This window comes from Labilibacter marinus (genome assembly GCF_001659685.2).
Lineage (GTDB): Bacteria > Bacteroidota > Bacteroidia > Bacteroidales > Marinilabiliaceae > Saccharicrinis > Saccharicrinis marinus.
Genome location: NZ_LXYE02000024.1, coordinates 238,971 through 256,999 on the forward strand (window position 1 = coordinate 238,971; position 18,029 = coordinate 256,999).

An 18,029-nucleotide genomic window follows, 5' to 3' on the forward strand; every position below is an offset into this window, starting at 1 on the left:
GAATTTTTGACCTAAAGAACAGGCGTAAGTTATTAGCTTGCCTAAGTCTTAGGTACTATTATAATTGAGAGAAATGGATGTGGTAATCTACCAAGGCATTTTTTTACCTTTGTTGGTGATGAATGTACCGCTATTCTCCATCGTTAGCTTAGAAAATGTTTCCGACATGATAGCCACTGCTTCAGCCACAGAAAGCTTTCCATTCGGATTCATATCTGTTTTAACACCTCCAGGAGTAACGGAGATTACAATGATTTTTCTGTCTTCCCATCTTTTAGCTAATTTCTTAGTCAGCATATTAACGCCGGCTTTACTAACACCATAGGCATCAATAGGGCCTGGTTTTCCATGAGCTCCAATAGAGCCATGACCAGAAGATAAGTGAATGAGTTGAGCTCCATCATTAAGATATGGAGAAATGGTTTGAGCAAAAAATGCTACACCCATTGTGTTAACCTCGTAATTAAGTTTCCACGATTTTGCAGTCCAACTACCAAAATCTTCTTCTACAGTTACACCGGCATTGCTTATGGCGATATCAATATGTAGCTTATTCTTTTTAAGCATTTTACCTAGTGCAGCATGGTCTTCTTCACTGGTTACATCAAGCTTTTCTATAAATAGCTGTTTTTTGTATTTCTTTTTTAACTCGTTTAGTTCGGTTGCTTTTTCTGGTTTACGAGCGGTAGCTACAACTACATACCCTTCATTTAAAAAGTGCTTTACCCAACCTAAACCCTGGCCTCTATTAGAGCCTGTTACAATGGCTGTTTTTTCTTTGCCTGAATTGTCGCCTGTTTGTGCATATGAGTCCACAGAAAATAGACTAAGCATAATTATTAATGCTACGATAAGGGATTTTCCTTTTTTAGATAATTCTAACATAATTGATAAAAGTTTATTGTTATACATTTTAAAGGTTTTGTATTCTTGTTTAGTAATTTGATGTGTTTACCTGTACCATTTACAATGTCTCATCTTGTGGTAAAAACGAATTCAAATATGCTAGATCGCAAGGTGGAAAAACGAATTGTCTATATGCTTTAGCTATAGACAAATGCCAACTTGCTATAGATTAAGAATAGACAAAATGAAGTTTAGTAAAGCTCAAGTAGCAGTAAGTCAAAGTAAAAGACTTGTGGGTGTAGTGGGTTTAAATGATTTGTTGTTTGTGGAGTGATATGAAGTATGTATTTTTATAAAAAGTCATTTCATAAATAATACACTAATGAAAAGAGACTCATCTATAATTGTTTTTTTAATTATTGCTTGCTTAACGAACCATATTTTCGCACAAAAGCCTATCGAAAAGAAAACATCTTTTAATGGCGAAGTATTTGCTTTAGATAAGCAAGCCTTATTGGTACGTGGTGATACTTTGGAAGCGGTAGAACTGATGCTTGTTACAGGACAAGATTTTTCTACCAAAGGAAATTATGCCAAAGCATATGATTACTATTGGGATGCATTGATTACAGCAAATATGCTTGACGATTGTGAATACATAACCCAAATTAATAATGGTTTAGGCGTTTTATATAGCGTATTTGGAATGGATGTAGAGGCTGAAGACTATTTTAATAGCTCCATTAGATATATAAAGAATATAAAAGAGAAGTCGGATGAAGAAATTACTGCCTTGCGAAACTCCTATTATATATTAGCAAGTCATCATAGAGAAAATGGTGATAATGGCGTAGCACAAAAATATGTAGATAGCTGTAATATGGTGATGGAAATTCACCCATCAACTTCAGGAAATCTATTAGTTAAGGCTGAGCAAGGGTACATATATTTAAATCAACGGAAATACTCACTTGCCATAAGTATCCTTGAAAGTATAGAACCGGGTATTATTAAAAGTATACCTACTTATCGCGTTGTTTTATATTCTATGATGGGAGAGGTGTACTATCATCTGGAGAACTATGAAAAAAGTGAAGAGTACCTACTTAACTCTTTGGCTGTTTCTGAAGAATTTAAGACCCATCAGAATTACCTTCCTGATGTTTACCAGAAGTTAAGTGATTTATATTTAAAAATTGGAAAGTATAAACGAGCCCATCGATATTTACAAAAATCTAAGAATACTGTAGAGGAACTTTTTGGGGTACGAAGTAGCAATAATCGCGATTTATTAGAAGTGAAAGATGCCTTCAGGATTGAAGTTGAAAAACAAAATAAGGCGTTGGAGGAGATACGTTTGCGGGAGTTGGAACAATCTCAGAAAATCCTTTTTTTACGTGCTATGATGCTTACCGTTTTATTTGTAGCTTTAATTATTATTTCCTTCATTATTTTTAGAAACCTGCAGAAAAGAAGAAAACAAGAGCAGCTTAATTTTGCACAAAAACAAAAACTAAGTTCTGAAAAGAATAAGGAAATATTAGAGGTGAAAAACAAAGAATTGACCTCCTCGGCATTACAGCTGATTCAGAAAGATGAACTCATTCTGGATATTAAGGAAGAGTTAACCGTTTTAAAGGGAGTTGATAAGCGTTCGCTCAATAAAATTATTAATAAAATAAAGGTGAATAAAAACCAGGATTGGACCGAGTTTAACGCCCGATTTTCTTCCGTTAATAATGCCTTTTACGAAACACTCAATCGTATTTATCCTCAGTTAACGCGCAAGGACCACAAGCTATGTGCTTTAATTAAATTGAATTTTTCTAGTAAGGAAATATCTCAATTGTTAGGCATTTCAATGGAAAGTGTTAATTCAGCTCGCTACCGTCTGCGTAAAAAAATGGAGCTTAAAAAAGAAGAAGACTTAACAGAGGTAATATCGAAGTTATAGCGAAGAAAGAGTTTAAGTGCTACAAATAAGAAGCGTAGGTTAGCATATTTAAGTTGTATCTTTAGTATTAATATGATTTAAATTTTATGCCATGAAATCACTTCTAATGAAATCACGATTCTATGCTTATCAAGTATTATTTATTGGAATGTTGTCTCTATCCTTGAATAATAAAGCAGATGCTCAAAGTGTGGATGAGACAACCTTTAGTAAAGTGAATTTATATGCAGATGTTGGTGCGCATTTTGGTTATCAAGCTTCCATAAATTTTGAGCGTCAAATATATTCTGGTAAAAAGTTGACATGGTATGCCAGAGGTGGGCTAGGAGCTTCGGGTGTTATAATGACAACAGGAGGACCAGGAGGGTTGGCAGCCATTACAATGTTAACAGGTAAAAAGAATAAGCATTTTGAGATAAACGCAGGTACATTTGTAGGTAAAGACATTGAACTAGATAAAATGTACGTATTGCCTCTTATTGATTTTGGATACAGGTATCAAAAACCTGAAGGTGGATTAATTTTTAAGGCAAAAGTTGGGTTTCTTGGTCTTGGAATAGGTCTAGGATACGCTTTTTAAAATTTGGAAAATAACTATTACTAATAAATAAAGGCCTTAGATTGTAATTACATAATGGGGGTTTGCTTCGTATAGAAAAAAGGATATATTTATATTGAAAATAAAAGTTAGTGTTTAAGAGAGATACTGGTTTTTATTTTATAGTTAGGCTGCATTAGTACGATGCATATGTCGAGTGTAAATCCTTATAAATTGGTGGGTAAATAAATATTGCGAATGTTGATTAATAAGATATGAAAATTTTTCTTTTGATATTAATTGAAATTATTGCTTTCGAGAATACTTTTTGTCAAACTGAAGGTTTTACTGCTGAGCAAAAAAGGACTATAAAAGTTCTTCATTCTTATAATTTAGGATTAGGATTACAAAAAAAACTAATTGACCTTGATACATGTTTATTTTACTCCAATAACTTAAGTCCTGAAAATATAGTTTTCATCAATAAACAACCAAGAAAATACACATATTGGATTCCTTCGATAAGTGAGAGAATTTTTAAAAGAGATTTAAGAAAGGAATTAAAATATTGGACAAAAGATGAACCTGACTGGTATGATGGAACGGTAATCTCATGCTACAGAAATGGTGATATTATTGTACATGAGTATTATGACTTCGAATACGAGATTTTGGACTCAAATAAATTAAGATTTAAAACTGCTCATCTAATAAATGAGAATAATAAGACCATATTTAAAGATATTATTGTCAACATTGATTTATTAAAAGTGCCTAATAATGACACTCTGAGAATAACTCAATCTAATTATAGAATCAAACAAACAAGAATAATTGACGATTTAATTGAAATTGAAATAACAGGCAATGACTTTTATGAAAGGTATCTTTTTGAAAAAAATGAATTAATTTACATCAAAAGGAATGATTATAACTCATATTGCCGACTTGACAAAATGGAATATAATGAATAACGCAGCCTAACAATAAATAAAGGGCATAGGCTGTCAGCATAAATTTGGGAGGTTCGTACTTTTAATAAGTTCGCCGAAGCTTTTGCTTCGGCTAGTGAAAAGAATAAATTTATAACCAAAACAAAAGCTTCGGCTTAGCGGAGTTTGGAAAGTTTGGTTCGTTAAATTGCCATACGTTTCATCTAGCCAACCGTTGGGCTTCAAAACCCAGCAGCCATTAACTACACTGTAAATTTTAAGAACTACATATAAAAACCTAACATGAAAATCGAATTTATTATTATTATTGGAATCGTAATCGTTATAGGAATCATTTTTCTCATCTCAAAGATGTCTGGAAATCAGAAACCAAAAGTTCAAGTTGCAAGACAAATAAAATTAGACCAACTTGAATCAATAATGGAACATTTAAAAAACAAAGAACTTGAATATGATTTCTTTGGAATAACTTCAAAAGGGACTGACTGTATTTATTTTGCTGACAACAATGGTAAAATAAATATTGAATATGAAGTTATGGCAAATGAACAAAAACCATACGTTGACAAAATCAAGGATTTTGCTAAATCAAATGGATTTCAAATCGTAAAAACGACCTACGGAAATAAGCCTCAATATGAAGACTTGAAAGAAGCACCAGTATATAAACTTGACATTAATGCTGACTTAAAAACTGCTTCGGACATTGGAAAACAAATTATGACTGAAATATTTGGGAATGACATGTCGACTAATTTTGACATTGTACCTTAAAGCATTTTACTAAAGGAAATAATAACGAAACGCCAACAAAACTAATACGTAATGAGGAGATAGTTCTTTTATGGAAGTTTGCAGGGCGTTTTGGGGCGCCAAATTTTCGTCCCAAATACTTATTCAGTTTAAGGTAAAATATCAAAACCGTTGAAATTAATCGAGAAATCATGCAAAGAAGTATAGTCATTATAATGTTGTTTATCACTTTAGTCGTGAAAGGGCAAAGTTTCTTGATTGGACATACCGAAATTGTGAGTGATAGTATTAATAGGGCATGGTATAATTTCGAGATAGTTGATAGTATAGTATATCCTGATACATATGGATTTGTTGTTAACCCCGAAATAGTTCCTAAGAACTTTATTTCAGAGACTGAGAAAAAGTACTTGCGCTATTCTAAACGTAATCCGTATTCTAAGGAATTCTTTGGTAAATACTACCCAGATAGTAGCTATTTAGAATACATGACAGAATTCAAGGAAAAAATAGATTATTATAAAATAGAAGCATCAAGAGTACATGATTATAATAATAGCCTAGACAGACTTATTCTCTTTCAGAACACTTCAACAGATACCATTAAGTTCCCAACCCAAGACGGAAGTTTAATTGGATTATTAGAATCAAAGGAGAATAGAGAGCAATGGAAGCCGATTGAGTATTGGTGGTATAGTTGGTGCGGAAATAGTTTTAGTTGGATAGACCTATTACCAAGTCAGACTCTAAAAATAGGATTTAATAGTAGGACTGGTAATAATAAAGTGTTTCTGCGTTATAAAATTCATGGAAGTGATACGATTTATTTATCTCCAAAATTTGATGGTTACATATCACCCACACAATCCGTTTTTACCAAGAATTTAGAACAACGTATGAGGAGAAAAAATCATGGAGTTTCATTTCTAGATACGATAAGGTATGGAATGTGCGAAGAAAATGATATTGAATTGAACATAATAATAGAGGAGTAGAAACTGACAAGTCCAATGATTTGAATTATATCATGTATAATTTGTAATGTTTAGGGGAGCGCTATAAGTAATTAGCGAAAATATTAAACAGACTTTAAAATATAAACTACCCCTTCCCATTATACCTAATCAACCAGTTCTTTGAATAATAAGAGCCAAACTCATAGAGTAAAAATCACGATTCTTTGATTTGGCTCTATCCTAGTTGCGAAACTAAGTTTTTTTAAGTCTCCACGCGTTTCTTTCAGGTAGCCACCCTAATCCTCACCGTAAAACTTAATTACCAATCGTAAAAAAAAGAGCCAACCCATAAAGGTTGGTTCTTTATATAATCATATATCCTGCATGCACTTAAATTCGCACTGTTATTTAATAGCTGATCAACTATTTTTCAAATTTTGCTTTAACTATTTCTTCTTTAATTAGCTTGCCGGGCGTAAAAAGTACTTTTAAACCTTTTATTTTACTAACGTTAAATTCTTCTTCAGTATCAACACCTTCGCTACTAAACGAAATGCGTAAGGTGCCAAGTTCGCCTAAGCTAACACTGTTTCCATCCAATAAATACTTGGGTATTTGATCTACTAAATTCATGAGTGTATTTTGAATATCACCTCTACTTAAGGAAGAAATATCGGCAATATCTTTACTAATGGCCGCGACGCTCTTTGTGCCTTTTTTTACATGGGTAGCGTATTTTTTTTGAGGTGCGCTAGGATCACCTGGGTTTCTACGTTCTATTAGTTTATACTTTAACATAGTGATTGTTTTGGATTAAAAATTAAAATTGATTCATCTATGTGCAAAATGGTATAATACACTGGATTATGATTATCGTTAAGATAAATAATGTTTATCAATTCTAAGGTTATATTAGTAGTTTAAAGGCAATTTTTTTAATAACTATAGAGAAATATTAGCCTATTTAAGGAAGGTAAATTCCATAGTTATGGAAAAATAATTTTATAACTATGAAAAAATATTTCTATAACTATAGAAATATTCTTCCATTACTATCGTAATTTGCTACAATGCATTATCACCATTCATTTACTCCAATATTTCAAGTAAGTACATCCTTAGTTTTATTAATACAATAAATAATATTGTTCGTAATGTTCATTTAGTATGGGTGTTATGGCTTTGTTCTGTTTTTTCTTCTAAAATTTTTATGGAATTCAATTGGTGTATGCATCCTATCATAAACTGATTGAAAAACCTTAAAAATATTTGTTTATGAATAAGTTCCGATGTCTAAAACTCATTCTATTTATTAATCTACTTTTTATTTGCGCTACACTACTGCAGGCCCAAACCGAAGTAATTACTGTAATGGGCACCATGACCGACAGTGAAGGTCTTGGAATACCAGGTGTCAATGTTTATATAAAAGGTACTAAAGAAGGTACTATATGCGATTTTGACGGGCATTACACACTAAAAGCACCTTTGGGTTCTACCATCTGTTTTAGTTTTATTGGTATGAAAACACAAGAAGCGGTGGTTACACGTGCAGGACTGAATCCCGTAGGTTCAAAATCTATTATTCCATACAGTTACGGTACCGAAGTAGAACGTGTAGCTATTGTTGAGCAAACACAGGCTAATATTGATTCTATTGTTTATACCAATAGGATGAAGAAATACAGAAAGTATGTATCTGATGCTTCGGTATTAAAAATGTACGAGCAAGCAACTAGTGAGGCATCTAAAGTGCAAACTGGGCGGGCAAAAAGACAAATACAACGCTACACCAACCCTTACCGAAGTCGTTTTTTTAGTTTGGGTAATATTCAGGTAGAAACCCAATTTTCGATGGTTAATGTTGGAAGAACGCCTGAGCTTCAAAGCAAGTATGCACAAGGGCGACCATTAAATGGTAACCTAAGCTATCAAGGTCCGGAAACCGGAGAACAATATTCGTGGGGACCATCTATTAAGAATTTAGAGTACGACGGCGTACCTACCAGTTACGATAAAAATGGTTCTATAGTAGTAAAGGGTTTAGGAAACGGTGGAGCAGCTAAGGCATATCACCAGAGCGATATTTTTAAGGAGGGATATAACGCATCGGTAGGCATTACTTTATACCATATGTTATTGGGTAAAAAGTCATCTTTACACTACCAAAATGATAAAGGTAAAGGCATATTACCTAATGAGGCGAATCAACGCCATGTGTTACGATACATATTTAATCAAGGAGAGCGCTTTAATATTTCACTAAACTATACTAATAATAAGCTTTTGTTTAAGGATGGCTTAATGCAATCGCGTACATTGGCTGGTGCTTATTTAACGCCACCAACTTTTGATAATACCTACGGTTTATCAAGCAAGGAAGCCATGGAGCATGGCGAGAGTATTTATCATCCTGATGGCTCTATTCGAAGTGCATCTATAGGGCAATTAGATAATCCATACTACCTGGCTCAGCAAGGGGCAAATAGTAATTCTACTCACTCCTTATACTATAAAGCAGAATATAAAGTTAGGTGGAACAATGGCCAAGTAAATATGGATGTGTCGGGTGAGAACTATCATAATCGTCGACACTTGTCCTTTCCGCAAAGTACTGTTGGTATGCCCAATGGCCGAAGAAGTGAACGAATAGAAGACCAGGATAATTATTTTGCAGGTGCTCAGTTAAATCAATCCATCAGCAATAAGTTAAGACTACTTGTTCCTATGCGAGCCGAATATCATCAATACAAAAGAAGTCTGAAGTTGGATAATTCAAATCAGAATAATAATAACCAAGAAAGGTTTTTATATACAGCCAACCCTCACCTTACATTGCAAGACTACGGAGAGTACTACCACGTTGAATTAGGAAGTAATATATATACTTCTTCCACAACAAACCAAGTCTATATCAAGCCAAATATAGGCGCTTATATATTGCCGTTTAATCTTTTAGATAATTGGTTTTGTTGGGATACACATTATGTGATGGACCATTTTAAGTTAAGGTATAACTATGTTTCGCAAATGAATGAACAAGATTTTCAAACACAAGCTGGATTATCTAATTCATTATTATACCATGTGGCAGATGCCCATACCTATTTTGAAGATATTGAAATTGCTTTTGATAGCTCCCTTAAACCCGAAATAGTTACCAAGCACGACTTTGGTGCAGATATGTCGTTTATGCATGGAAAAATACGTTCGGAGTTTAACCTTTATTCGTCGGTACGAGAGCAAAGCATTTTTCCAGTAGTACAGGGGGATGCATTATATTTTAAGAATACCGGAAAAATAGTTACACGTGGTTGGGAGCAATCCATTAGTGCTCGTATTCTGAATCGTGATTTTCGTTGGAAAGCTAGCATGACCATGGCTCAAATTAAAGCAGAGGTAGAAAGTGTTGATGACAATACCCCTATAGCTGTAGCAGGATTTAAAGATGTACACATTGCTTTAATAAAACGGCATGCACCTGGAGTTATTAGAGGAAATGCATATTTAAGAAATGAACAGGGAGAAAAGGTAATAGGTGCTGATGGTTTTCCGTTGGTAGATAACGAACTAAAGGTGATTGGTGACCCAAATCCAGATTACTTATTAGGTCTCAACAACACTTTCTCCATTGAAGGTATGGAATGGGGTTTTAATATAGATTGTGTTTTAGGAGGTGATGTTTGGAATGGTACCCAAGCAGCGCTCGATTATCGCGGCGTTTCTCAATCAACAGCGCAACAAAGAAACGTTAACGATTTTATTTTTGATGGCGTTCGCCAGGATGGTTCGGTTAATAATACCATGGTTGATTTTGCACCTAGAGATGGAAGTGTGGAGGGGAACCGTTGGGTACGATATGGTAGTGGTGGTGTAGCCGAGGATTATATTGAGGATGCTTCCCGATTGGTGTTGAAAGAAGTGTATTTTAGGTATACTTTCCCCAAGTATCTGGTAAATCGATGGGGACTACAGAATTTATCCGTTGCTGTTAATGCCAACAACTTGGTAACCATATCGGGCTACCGCGGAAATTTAGGTTCTAATACATTATGGGGTCATCATAACACCATGGGCTTAGATTACTTTAATAGTCCGCAAACCCGCAGTTATTCCACCTCTTTAAAAATTACGTTTTAACTAAACCCTAAAAACTACAACGATGAAGATTAGAAATTATATATGGACCGCCTGCTTTGTTACTTTATTAATCATCATGTCTGGCTTTACCCAGTCCGAAGAGATTTTTTTACAATACTTACAGAAGAAACTGAGCGAATACAATCTGTTATATTCTTCGGAAAAAGCCTATCTGCATACCGATAAAACATTTTATAAACCAGGTGATGATATTTGGATTGCAGGATATGTAAGCGATGGTATATCGCACAAGCCTTCCCAAATAAGTAATGTATTGTACATAGAGTTGATTGACCCCAAAGGAACTACCCTTAGCAAACAAATGTTTAAAGTAAAAGAGGGTAAGTGCGAGGCTCATTTATCTATCCCCATGGAGGCTCCAGGAGGTTTGTATAAACTGAAAGCCTCTACTAAATGGATGAGCAACTTTAAGGATAAAATGATTTTTGAGAAGGACTTGCAAGTGCAGAAAATTGCCAAGCCAAGTATATTGTCGGTGCTGGATTTTGCTAAAGAAGCCTATGGAGCATCTGATACCGTTATGGCCAAGCTAAACCTGCGAGATCTTAGTAATAGTCCTATCCGTAATAATAAAGTAGACTTCACCGTTCAGTTAAGTGGTAGTTTATATTCTAGAGGAGAAGCCCAAACGAATGCTAATGGCGATGTAGATATCAGCTTTGTTTTACCTCAAAAGCTTAACTCCTCAGATGGTGTTTTAAATGTGTTGCTCTCGCATCAGGGCCGCAATGAATCTATTTCTGGAGCTATACCTATTGTACTTCATAAAATAGATTTACAATTTATGCCCGAAGGCGGAGATGCCATTGACCAACTACCTTGTAAAATGGCTTTTAAGGCTTTAAATGAGTTTGGCAAACCAGCCTATGTTGAAGGTGAGGTATATAATAGCAAAGGAGAAGTAGTTTCCGCTTTTAGCAGTTTCCATCAGGGTATGGGTGCTTTTAATTTTACGTCTCGCTTTAATGAGGTTTATACAGCCAAAATACTAAAACCATCAGGTGTTAACCATATTTATTATTTGCCAAAGACAAAAGAGAAAGGCTGTTGTTTGCAATTGAATAAACGAAGCGGCAATGTTTACAATTTTACGATACATTCTAATATTCAGGAAAAAGTATATGTGGTGGTTCAGCATAGGGGAGAGGTGCTTTATGCGCAAGCTCATAGGCTGATGAATGGTGAGCTTAAACTTCCTATAGCCATCGATAAAAAAGGGATTACAGGTATTGCTCAAATAACGGTTTTTGATGATGATGAGCACGAGCTGGCAGAACGTTTGTTTTACGTCTTTCCTGAGAATAAGCTGAACATTAAATTAATCACCAATAAAACCAGTTATGCTCCTCGCGAAAAGGTGGAGATGAGTTTAACAGTGGAAGATGCAGAAGGTAGCCCCGTGGAAGGAAACTTCTCTTTAGCTGTAGTGGATGATAAAGTGATCACTTTTGCGGATGATAAACAGGATAATATTTTATCGAACTTGCTATTGTCCTCCGATTTAAAGGGAGAAATTTATGAACCATCTTTTTACTTTAATCCTAAAGAAGAGAAAGCGGCAGAGGCCATTGATTACTTATTGTTAACACAGGGCTGGAGAAGGTTTGAATGGAGAGAAGTATTGAATTTGAATAAAAGATCGCTACTTGCAGCCGAAAAGTACGATAGGATTGAAGGTCAAGTAACGGACTATTCGGGTAAAGGTGTAAAAGCCAAGCTGATTATTATTGACGATGAACATGGCAAGTATGTCAAGATGCAAACCAACGAAGGAGGCCGCTTTTCAGTCTCTAATTTCGAGGATTATAATATGCTTAATATTTTCGCGCGCTCTCTAAGTAATAATAAAAAGCAAATAAGAATCAATATCAGTCAGGCATCACCTAATATGAAAGTAAGCACCTACGATAATCAGGTGAATTTTGGTAAGGTGAAAGTGTCGCCTATTCTTGCAGAAGAAAAGGGAGAAACGAGTTCTATTCAGATGCAAAAAGAGGATGAAGTACTTTCTTTTACGGGAGAAGTTGCAAACGGAGGCTTTGTAATGGTATCGGATACTGAAAGATTAGACGATGTAGTAATTGTTGGTTATGGTGTACAGCGCAAAAGTTCTGTCACTGGCGCTGTTGCTTCTGCCTCAGGTGATGAATTGTTGAATACAAGTGGAGATATAAGTAATGCATTGCAAGGAGTTATTGCAGGTGTTCAGGTAATTAATAGTAGCGGAGCACCTGGGGGAAATTCTTCTGTTTTTATTAGAGGAGCATCATCGTATTCGGCCAACAACCAGCCCTTGTATATTATTGATGGTGTTCCGCTAACAGGTACACCAACCATTAACGCATCCGAAGTATCTCGTATTAATATATTAAAGAATACATCGGCTACAGCTGTTTATGGCAGCAGAGCAGCCAATGGAGTAATAGTGATTGAAACTAAAAATGGTAGTTATGGCATGTTCCGAAGAAGGCCGCGCCACGAGCGAACCATGGTACAACACTACTTGAGCAATAACTTCAGGTTTAAAGCTGTTAAACAGTTTTATGAGCCTCAATATAATAGTAAAGAGGATTTGAAAGAGGGAATAGATAAACGAGAAACCCTTTACTGGAATCCTACTATTATTACCGATAAAAAAGGCAAGGCAAAAGTTGAATTTTATAATTCGGATGAGATAAGCACTTTTAGAGGAATGGTTGAAGGGATAGCTAATAGTGGCTTAGTGGGGCGTTCAGAAGTGTTTTTTAATACAGAAAAACCATTGACGGTTGAAACAAAATTACCGCCATACCTAGTGTTTGACGATAGGATAGACCTTCCGCTATTAATTACCAATAATAGCAGTGAGGATATGGCAGGTGAATTGGCAGTTAACTTACCACAGTCGTGGGAGTTTATAAAGGACTTAGAAAAGAACATTCTTATTAAAGCCAATAGCTATAAGCAAATTATTATTAGCATTAATATAGGAGCAGATTTGGGTAAAAAGGTTATGCATCTTCAGTTTAATACGGGGCGGGAAAGTATTAAAAACGAATATGAAACAGAAGTTGTAAGTAAAGGCTTCCCGGCTGAGATGTCTTATTCATCACGAGCCATGGAATCTACCTTTAGTTTTCATTTATCCAAAGCTGTTAATCGGAGTGCCGAGATGAGTATCTCTATATACAATAATGTGTTGGCAGATATGATGGATGGAATAGAGTCTGTTATTCGTGAGCCATATGGCTGTTTTGAACAAGCCAGTGCTTCGACATATCCAAATGTTTTAATTTTAAGATACCTGAAGGATAACAAGGAAATAGATCCAGAGTTAAAAGAACGTACGCTCAACTATATTAAAAAAGGCTATAAAAAATTAGTAGGTTATGAAACCGAGCAAAACGGTTTTGAATGGTTTGGTGGTACACCTCCACATGAAGGGCTAACTGCCTTTGGCTTGATGGAGTTTTATGATATGAAACAGGTATATTCAGAAGTAAGTAGTGATATGTTGCAAAGAACAGAATCTTGGTTACTCAGCAGAAGAGATGGCAAAGGAGGTTTTAATACCAATAAAGGTAAGTATGGTTTTTCTGGCGCTTCGGATAAAGTAACTGCGGCTTACTTGGTTTATGCTTTTTCAGAAGTAGGCATAAGTGCTAATAAATACGAAAAGGAGTATAAACAAGCCTGCAAGGAAGCTTTAAGAAGTAAAGATGCCTATCGTTTGGCACTAATGGCCAACGCTTCCTTAAATAGAGGCGATACAGAAAAGGCACAAGTTATATTGGACTATCTAACACAAAGAATAAATCAAGGAGGAGTTAAAAAGCTCAAGGCAGACCATTCCATTGTTCGTTCGTGGGGAAAATCACTTACCGTTGAAGTGGCTGCCTTAACTGCTATGGCCTTAATGAAAAAAGAAGATAAGTACATTAATGAAATTATTAGCTTAATGGATTATATTTTAGGTGCTAGAAGTTATGGCGGTTTTGGTTCTACGCAGGCAACTGTTTTATCTTTAAAAGCAGTGATGCAATATGCTGCTATCGTTAATAAAGTACCAGAGGATGGTAGTGTTATAGTGCGTATTAATGGGCAAGTAGTGATAGAAAAATCCTTTGGAGCGAATGAAAAACTAGTTCGCTTAGATGGTTTGGAGAAGTTTGTAACTAAAGGAGTTCAAACTATTCAAGTTAAGTTTAATGGCATTGTTAATCCTTTAAATTTTACAGCGAATTGTAATTGGCGTCAATTGATCCCAGCTTCATCTAAGGATTGTAGGGTGCAAATTAAAAGTCAGTTACTGAAAGATAGTTGTGATGTAAGCCAGTTGGTACGATTGTCTACCTCCATCATTAATAAAACGGAATCGGGCTTGCCAATGACCGTAGCTATGATTGGAATACCTTCGGGATTAAGTCCTCAGCCCTGGCAACTGAAGAAAATGCAAGAAGAGCATGAGTTTGATTATTATGAGATTCATAAGAATTATGTGGTACTGTACTACAGAGAAATGGCTCCTCATGCAAAAAAGGTGATAAACCTTGACTTAAAAGCTGAAGTCCCTGGCCAGTATTCATCACCAGCTAGCTGTGCATATTTATATTATGCCAAGGAATTTAAAGATTGGTATCAGGCTAGAGACATAGAAATTACGAAATAGAACAATCATCTGGGGGAGAGCAAGGCTATACGCTCTTCTGATATTGATGAGAACTCTTTTCCTTAATTGTATATTATGATATAATATGATTTGTTACTTTTGTGCTGAATTAATTTAATTAAACTAACCTTAGAATGAAGAAATTATTATTGGCAGCTATTGTAAGCTTGTGCCTATCGAATGTCTATGGACAGACACATGAGGTTTCCTTCTCATACTCACCCTTATCTGCTTATCAAATAGAAAAAATAGTAGATGGAAAAGTACCTGGTCAAACTAAATATTTTGTGCTTGGAGCTATACATGTTGATTACTATAGATATTTGAATGATTGGTTAAAGATAGGCGTTAATGTTATGTACGACCGAGCTTATGCTGAAGGCTCTGTATATAGTTATGGTTACGGGTATGGATATAGTAATAGTATAAAAGGAGATGATTACTCTTCTTCAAAATCCATGTTCATAGTTGCGCCTCAAGTAGATTTTGAATATTTAAGGAATCCTAATTTTAAGTTAAGTAGCGGTATTGCAATAGGGTATGGGATTGAAAGAGTTGATAATGGAGCTTCTTATTCTGGAGAAGTGGTAACAGATGGTATCCCACTTCACCTTAACTTAGTAGGTTTCCGATGGGGACGAAAAAGTGGACTGACAGGTAATTTGGGGATAGGCTATAAGGGATTAATAAGCTTAGGTTACTTTTTAAGATTCTAGTGTTATACAAAAAGAGTCCGATACATTCGTATCGGACTCTTTAATATTATTTTTAAAATAATGCTTAAGGCATTACATTACTAACTTATAACCTTTACCGTGTACGTTGATAATCTCCACAGTAGACTCTTCCTTTAGATGCTTTCTTAACTTCGTAATATACACATCCATACTACGCGCATTAAAGTAATTGTCATCTACCCAAATAGTTTTTAAAGCAAAGTTACGTTCTAATACCTTATTGGCATTATTACAAAGTAACTTTAGTAACTCCGACTCTTTGGTGGTTAACTTAACTACTTCTTCACCTTCGATTAATTGCTGCTTTTGCGTATCAAATTTGTATTTCCCTAATTGGTATACATCCTGAACAGCGTTAGTTCCTTTGGTTCTTCTGATAATAGCTTCGAGTCTGAATAATAACTCTTCCATGCTAAAAGGCTTGGTGATATAATCATCGGCACCAATTTTAAAACCTTGAAATATATCCTCTTTCATCGACTTGGCAGTCAAGAAAATAATTGGAATATCTGCATTAATTAATCTAATGTCTTTAGCTAATGTAAAACCGTCCTTTTTAGGCATCATAACATCTAAAACACATAAATCATATGTGTTTGCTGTAAATGCTTTGTAAGCTTCTTCTCCATCCGGACAAAGATCGGTTTCATAACCTTTAGCCTCTAGGTATTCGCGTAAAAGCATACCTAAATTCTCATCATCTTCGGCTAAAAGCAGTTTGTATTCTTTTTCCATTCTTTAGTGCTTTTTATAGGTAAAAAGATTTCAAATTTTGTTCCTACGTTTAATTCGCTTTCTGCTGTAATTGTTCCACCGTGGTCATCAACTATCTTTTTAACGTAAGCTAATCCCAATCCAAAACCTTTTACGTCATGAACATTTCCTGTGGGTACACGATAAAACTTTTCAAAAATACGGGTTAGGTTATCTTTCGAAATTCCCATCCCATTATCTTTAACAGAAATAACTACTCCATTGTTTTTATTCCAGGTTTTAACCTGAAGGATTGGAGTGCCTTTTCTGTACTTAAAAGCGTTGTCAAATAAATTATAAATCACATTAGTAAAATGTACCTCGTCAACGTAAACAGCATTGTTTTTAGCATCAAGGCTTTCAATAATTTTACCTTTTTTGTTTTCTACTTTGAGCTTAAAGTTAGTAGAAACATTGTGAATTAATTGGTTTATATCTAATTTTTTTATTTTCAGCCCAGCTTTACCCTTATCGAATATAGCCATTTGTAAAACTTTCTCTACCTGAAAGCTTAATCTTTTACTTTCATCCTGAATAACACTTGACATATGTTGCAGTGTTTTAGGCGTTTTTGCCACACTAGGGTCCTTTAACATCTGTGACGCTAATGATATGGTTGAGATAGGTGTTTTAAACTCATGCGTCATGTTATTGATGAAATCATTTTTAATTTCATCCAGTCTCTTTTGTCTGAATATAATCAGAATAGTAATGATAGAAGTTAATATCATTACTAAGGTAAATGCAGCGGAAGGTAGTATAACTCCAATAGACTGCATCATAAAATTAGGTCTTTCCTTAAAGTATAAACTTATGTGATGTGCCTCTGGGTGAGGATCGTTCGGGAATAAATACTTTTGATAGGTTATTTTTGAACCGTTGGGCTCGTAACCAGTAGTGGCCATAGCCATTTTACCTTTACCATCAAAAATAGCAAATTCAAATTGAAGCGTTATCCCACGATCTTCCATTTGCTTCATCAACAGAACATCTACCTTTTCGCGATCAACTCTTTCTGAGATGGTTTTTTTGGGAACCAGAGAGTTCCAAAACATCTCTGCTTTATCTTCATATTTAGAAGTTAATTCATCCTGAATACTCATTAATGCACTGGCCAGCGGGCCAAATTGACTGCTTCGAGAAATGACAGATCTTTTATCTAATCTAAATATTAAGGAGTCCTGATTAAAAGTTTGGAGCGTAGTATTAATAAGTTTATTATCCTGCAACTGAAAATTTAAAGAAACATCTAAAATTTCTTGACCTATGATATCATCAGATTCCTTTTTACCATCGAAATACTTAGGCGAACGTTGTAGATTCTTAGGTAAGTTTTTTGAGGATTGCTTATTTTTTAAATACGATTTTCTTAAAATAGCTGTTTGCTCTGCCGTTTCTTCACGTTCGAGTTTGGTAACCACGTAGTTCATGGCTTGTTTAATCAGCTTATCAAACTCTTTTTCTTTACGGTTGCTATCTGTTTTCATCCAAATGGTCTGGATGTAAATGATACCACCTAAACTTGCCGCAATGATAAATGATAAAAGATATATGTATTTTTTATTCATTCTAAGTATTTGATATTATCCGATTGCCGTTAGTAAAGCTTAGTTTTTGCACTTGCTAAATAGTATAAAATATAAGCTATTACATGCACGCTTTAAGCTTACGCAATATAAGTAATTGCAAATAAAAACAACAATGATCTTTGTCTTTAGTTTGTTAAAAAC

At 34.8% G+C, this 18,029-nt stretch carries 12 protein-coding genes; 8 read left to right on the forward strand and 4 right to left on the reverse strand.

Features of this window, described 5'->3' with window-relative positions; all coding sequences use genetic code 11:
- Positions 1-87 precede the first annotated feature (87 nt).
- A complete protein-coding gene (locus A8L32_RS11660) occupies positions 88-885 on the reverse strand; it encodes an SDR family NAD(P)-dependent oxidoreductase (RefSeq protein ID WP_158027235.1) in 798 nt (265 codons plus the stop codon).
- Between the two features lie 343 nt (positions 886-1,228).
- On the opposite strand from A8L32_RS11660, the gene A8L32_RS11665 reads away from it, so the two are divergent.
- From A8L32_RS11665 to A8L32_RS11685, 5 genes are all read left to right on the forward strand, one after another.
- Entirely contained in the window at positions 1,229-2,800 is a 1,572-nt protein-coding gene (locus A8L32_RS11665) for a tetratricopeptide repeat protein (RefSeq protein ID WP_066630789.1), read from the forward strand.
- Between the two features lie 91 nt (positions 2,801-2,891).
- A complete protein-coding gene (locus tag A8L32_RS11670) occupies positions 2,892-3,380 on the forward strand; it encodes a hypothetical protein (protein ID WP_143525081.1) in 489 nt (162 codons plus the stop codon).
- Between the two features lie 233 nt (positions 3,381-3,613).
- Positions 3,614-4,312 carry a hypothetical protein gene (locus tag A8L32_RS11675; protein ID WP_066630793.1) on the forward strand — a complete coding sequence of 233 codons (699 nt, stop codon included), beginning with the start codon at positions 3,614-3,616 and terminating at the stop codon, positions 4,310-4,312.
- A gap of 261 nt (positions 4,313-4,573) precedes the next feature.
- The gene (locus tag A8L32_RS11680) at positions 4,574-5,065 is read left to right on the forward strand and encodes a hypothetical protein (protein WP_083631297.1); all 492 of its coding nucleotides are present in this window, start codon (positions 4,574-4,576) and stop codon (positions 5,063-5,065) included.
- A 170-nt stretch (positions 5,066-5,235) separates the two neighbouring features.
- The gene (locus A8L32_RS11685; protein WP_066630794.1) at positions 5,236-6,039 is read left to right on the forward strand and encodes a hypothetical protein; all 804 of its coding nucleotides are present in this window, start codon (positions 5,236-5,238) and stop codon (positions 6,037-6,039) included.
- Positions 6,040-6,423: 384 nt separating this feature from the next.
- On the opposite strand, the gene A8L32_RS11690 is transcribed toward A8L32_RS11685, so the two are convergent.
- A complete protein-coding gene (locus tag A8L32_RS11690) occupies positions 6,424-6,798 on the reverse strand; it encodes an HU family DNA-binding protein (RefSeq protein ID WP_066630796.1) in 375 nt (124 codons plus the stop codon).
- A gap of 477 nt (positions 6,799-7,275) precedes the next feature.
- Here A8L32_RS11690 and A8L32_RS11695 point away from each other — a divergent pair, with 477 nt between their 5' ends.
- The 3 genes from A8L32_RS11695 to A8L32_RS11705 all read left to right on the forward strand — a co-directional run bounded on the left by A8L32_RS11695 (position 7,276) and on the right by A8L32_RS11705 (position 15,525).
- On the forward strand, positions 7,276-10,140 hold the full coding sequence (locus tag A8L32_RS11695; protein WP_075590589.1) for a carboxypeptidase-like regulatory domain-containing protein: 2,865 nt from the start codon (positions 7,276-7,278) through the stop codon (positions 10,138-10,140).
- 22 nt (positions 10,141-10,162) lie between these two features.
- Entirely contained in the window at positions 10,163-14,809 is a 4,647-nt protein-coding gene (locus tag A8L32_RS11700; RefSeq protein WP_075590590.1) for a TonB-dependent receptor plug domain-containing protein, read from the forward strand.
- Positions 14,810-14,943: 134 nt separating this feature from the next.
- Entirely contained in the window at positions 14,944-15,525 is a 582-nt protein-coding gene (locus A8L32_RS11705; RefSeq protein WP_066630822.1) for a hypothetical protein, read from the forward strand.
- A gap of 72 nt (positions 15,526-15,597) precedes the next feature.
- Here A8L32_RS11705 and rprY read toward each other — a convergent pair whose 3' ends face one another.
- Together rprY and A8L32_RS11715 are read right to left on the reverse strand one after the other, a co-directional pair.
- Positions 15,598-16,281, reverse strand: a complete 684-nt coding sequence (gene rprY / locus A8L32_RS11710) for a response regulator transcription factor RprY (protein WP_066630823.1) — start codon at positions 16,279-16,281, stop codon at positions 15,598-15,600.
- Complete coding sequence (locus A8L32_RS11715) at positions 16,254-17,867, reverse strand: sensor histidine kinase (RefSeq protein WP_066630824.1); 1,614 nt, start codon at positions 17,865-17,867, stop codon at positions 16,254-16,256. The genes rprY and A8L32_RS11715 overlap by 28 nt, the downstream gene beginning before the upstream one ends.
- Between the last annotated feature and the right edge of the window lie 162 nt (positions 17,868-18,029).

Coding starts and splice junctions, on each gene's coding strand:
- A8L32_RS11705 (WP_066630822.1), top strand. CDS start 14,944: ATGAAGAAATTATTATTGGCAGCTATTGTAAGCTTGTGCCTATCGAAT.
- A8L32_RS11685 (WP_066630794.1), top strand. CDS start 5,236: ATGCAAAGAAGTATAGTCATTATAATGTTGTTTATCACTTTAGTCGTG.
- A8L32_RS11660 (WP_158027235.1), bottom strand. CDS start 885: ATGTTAGAATTATCTAAAAAAGGAAAATCCCTTATCGTAGCATTAATA.
- A8L32_RS11680 (WP_083631297.1), top strand. CDS start 4,574: ATGAAAATCGAATTTATTATTATTATTGGAATCGTAATCGTTATAGGA.
- A8L32_RS11695 (WP_075590589.1), top strand. CDS start 7,276: ATGAATAAGTTCCGATGTCTAAAACTCATTCTATTTATTAATCTACTT.
- A8L32_RS11690 (WP_066630796.1), bottom strand. CDS start 6,798: ATGTTAAAGTATAAACTAATAGAACGTAGAAACCCAGGTGATCCTAGC.
- A8L32_RS11715 (WP_066630824.1), bottom strand. CDS start 17,867: ATGAATAAAAAATACATATATCTTTTATCATTTATCATTGCGGCAAGT.
- A8L32_RS11675 (WP_066630793.1), top strand. CDS start 3,614: ATGAAAATTTTTCTTTTGATATTAATTGAAATTATTGCTTTCGAGAAT.
- A8L32_RS11665 (WP_066630789.1), top strand. CDS start 1,229: ATGAAAAGAGACTCATCTATAATTGTTTTTTTAATTATTGCTTGCTTA.
- A8L32_RS11670 (WP_143525081.1), top strand. CDS start 2,892: ATGAAATCACTTCTAATGAAATCACGATTCTATGCTTATCAAGTATTA.
- A8L32_RS11700 (WP_075590590.1), top strand. CDS start 10,163: ATGAAGATTAGAAATTATATATGGACCGCCTGCTTTGTTACTTTATTA.
- rprY (WP_066630823.1), bottom strand. CDS start 16,281: ATGGAAAAAGAATACAAACTGCTTTTAGCCGAAGATGATGAGAATTTA.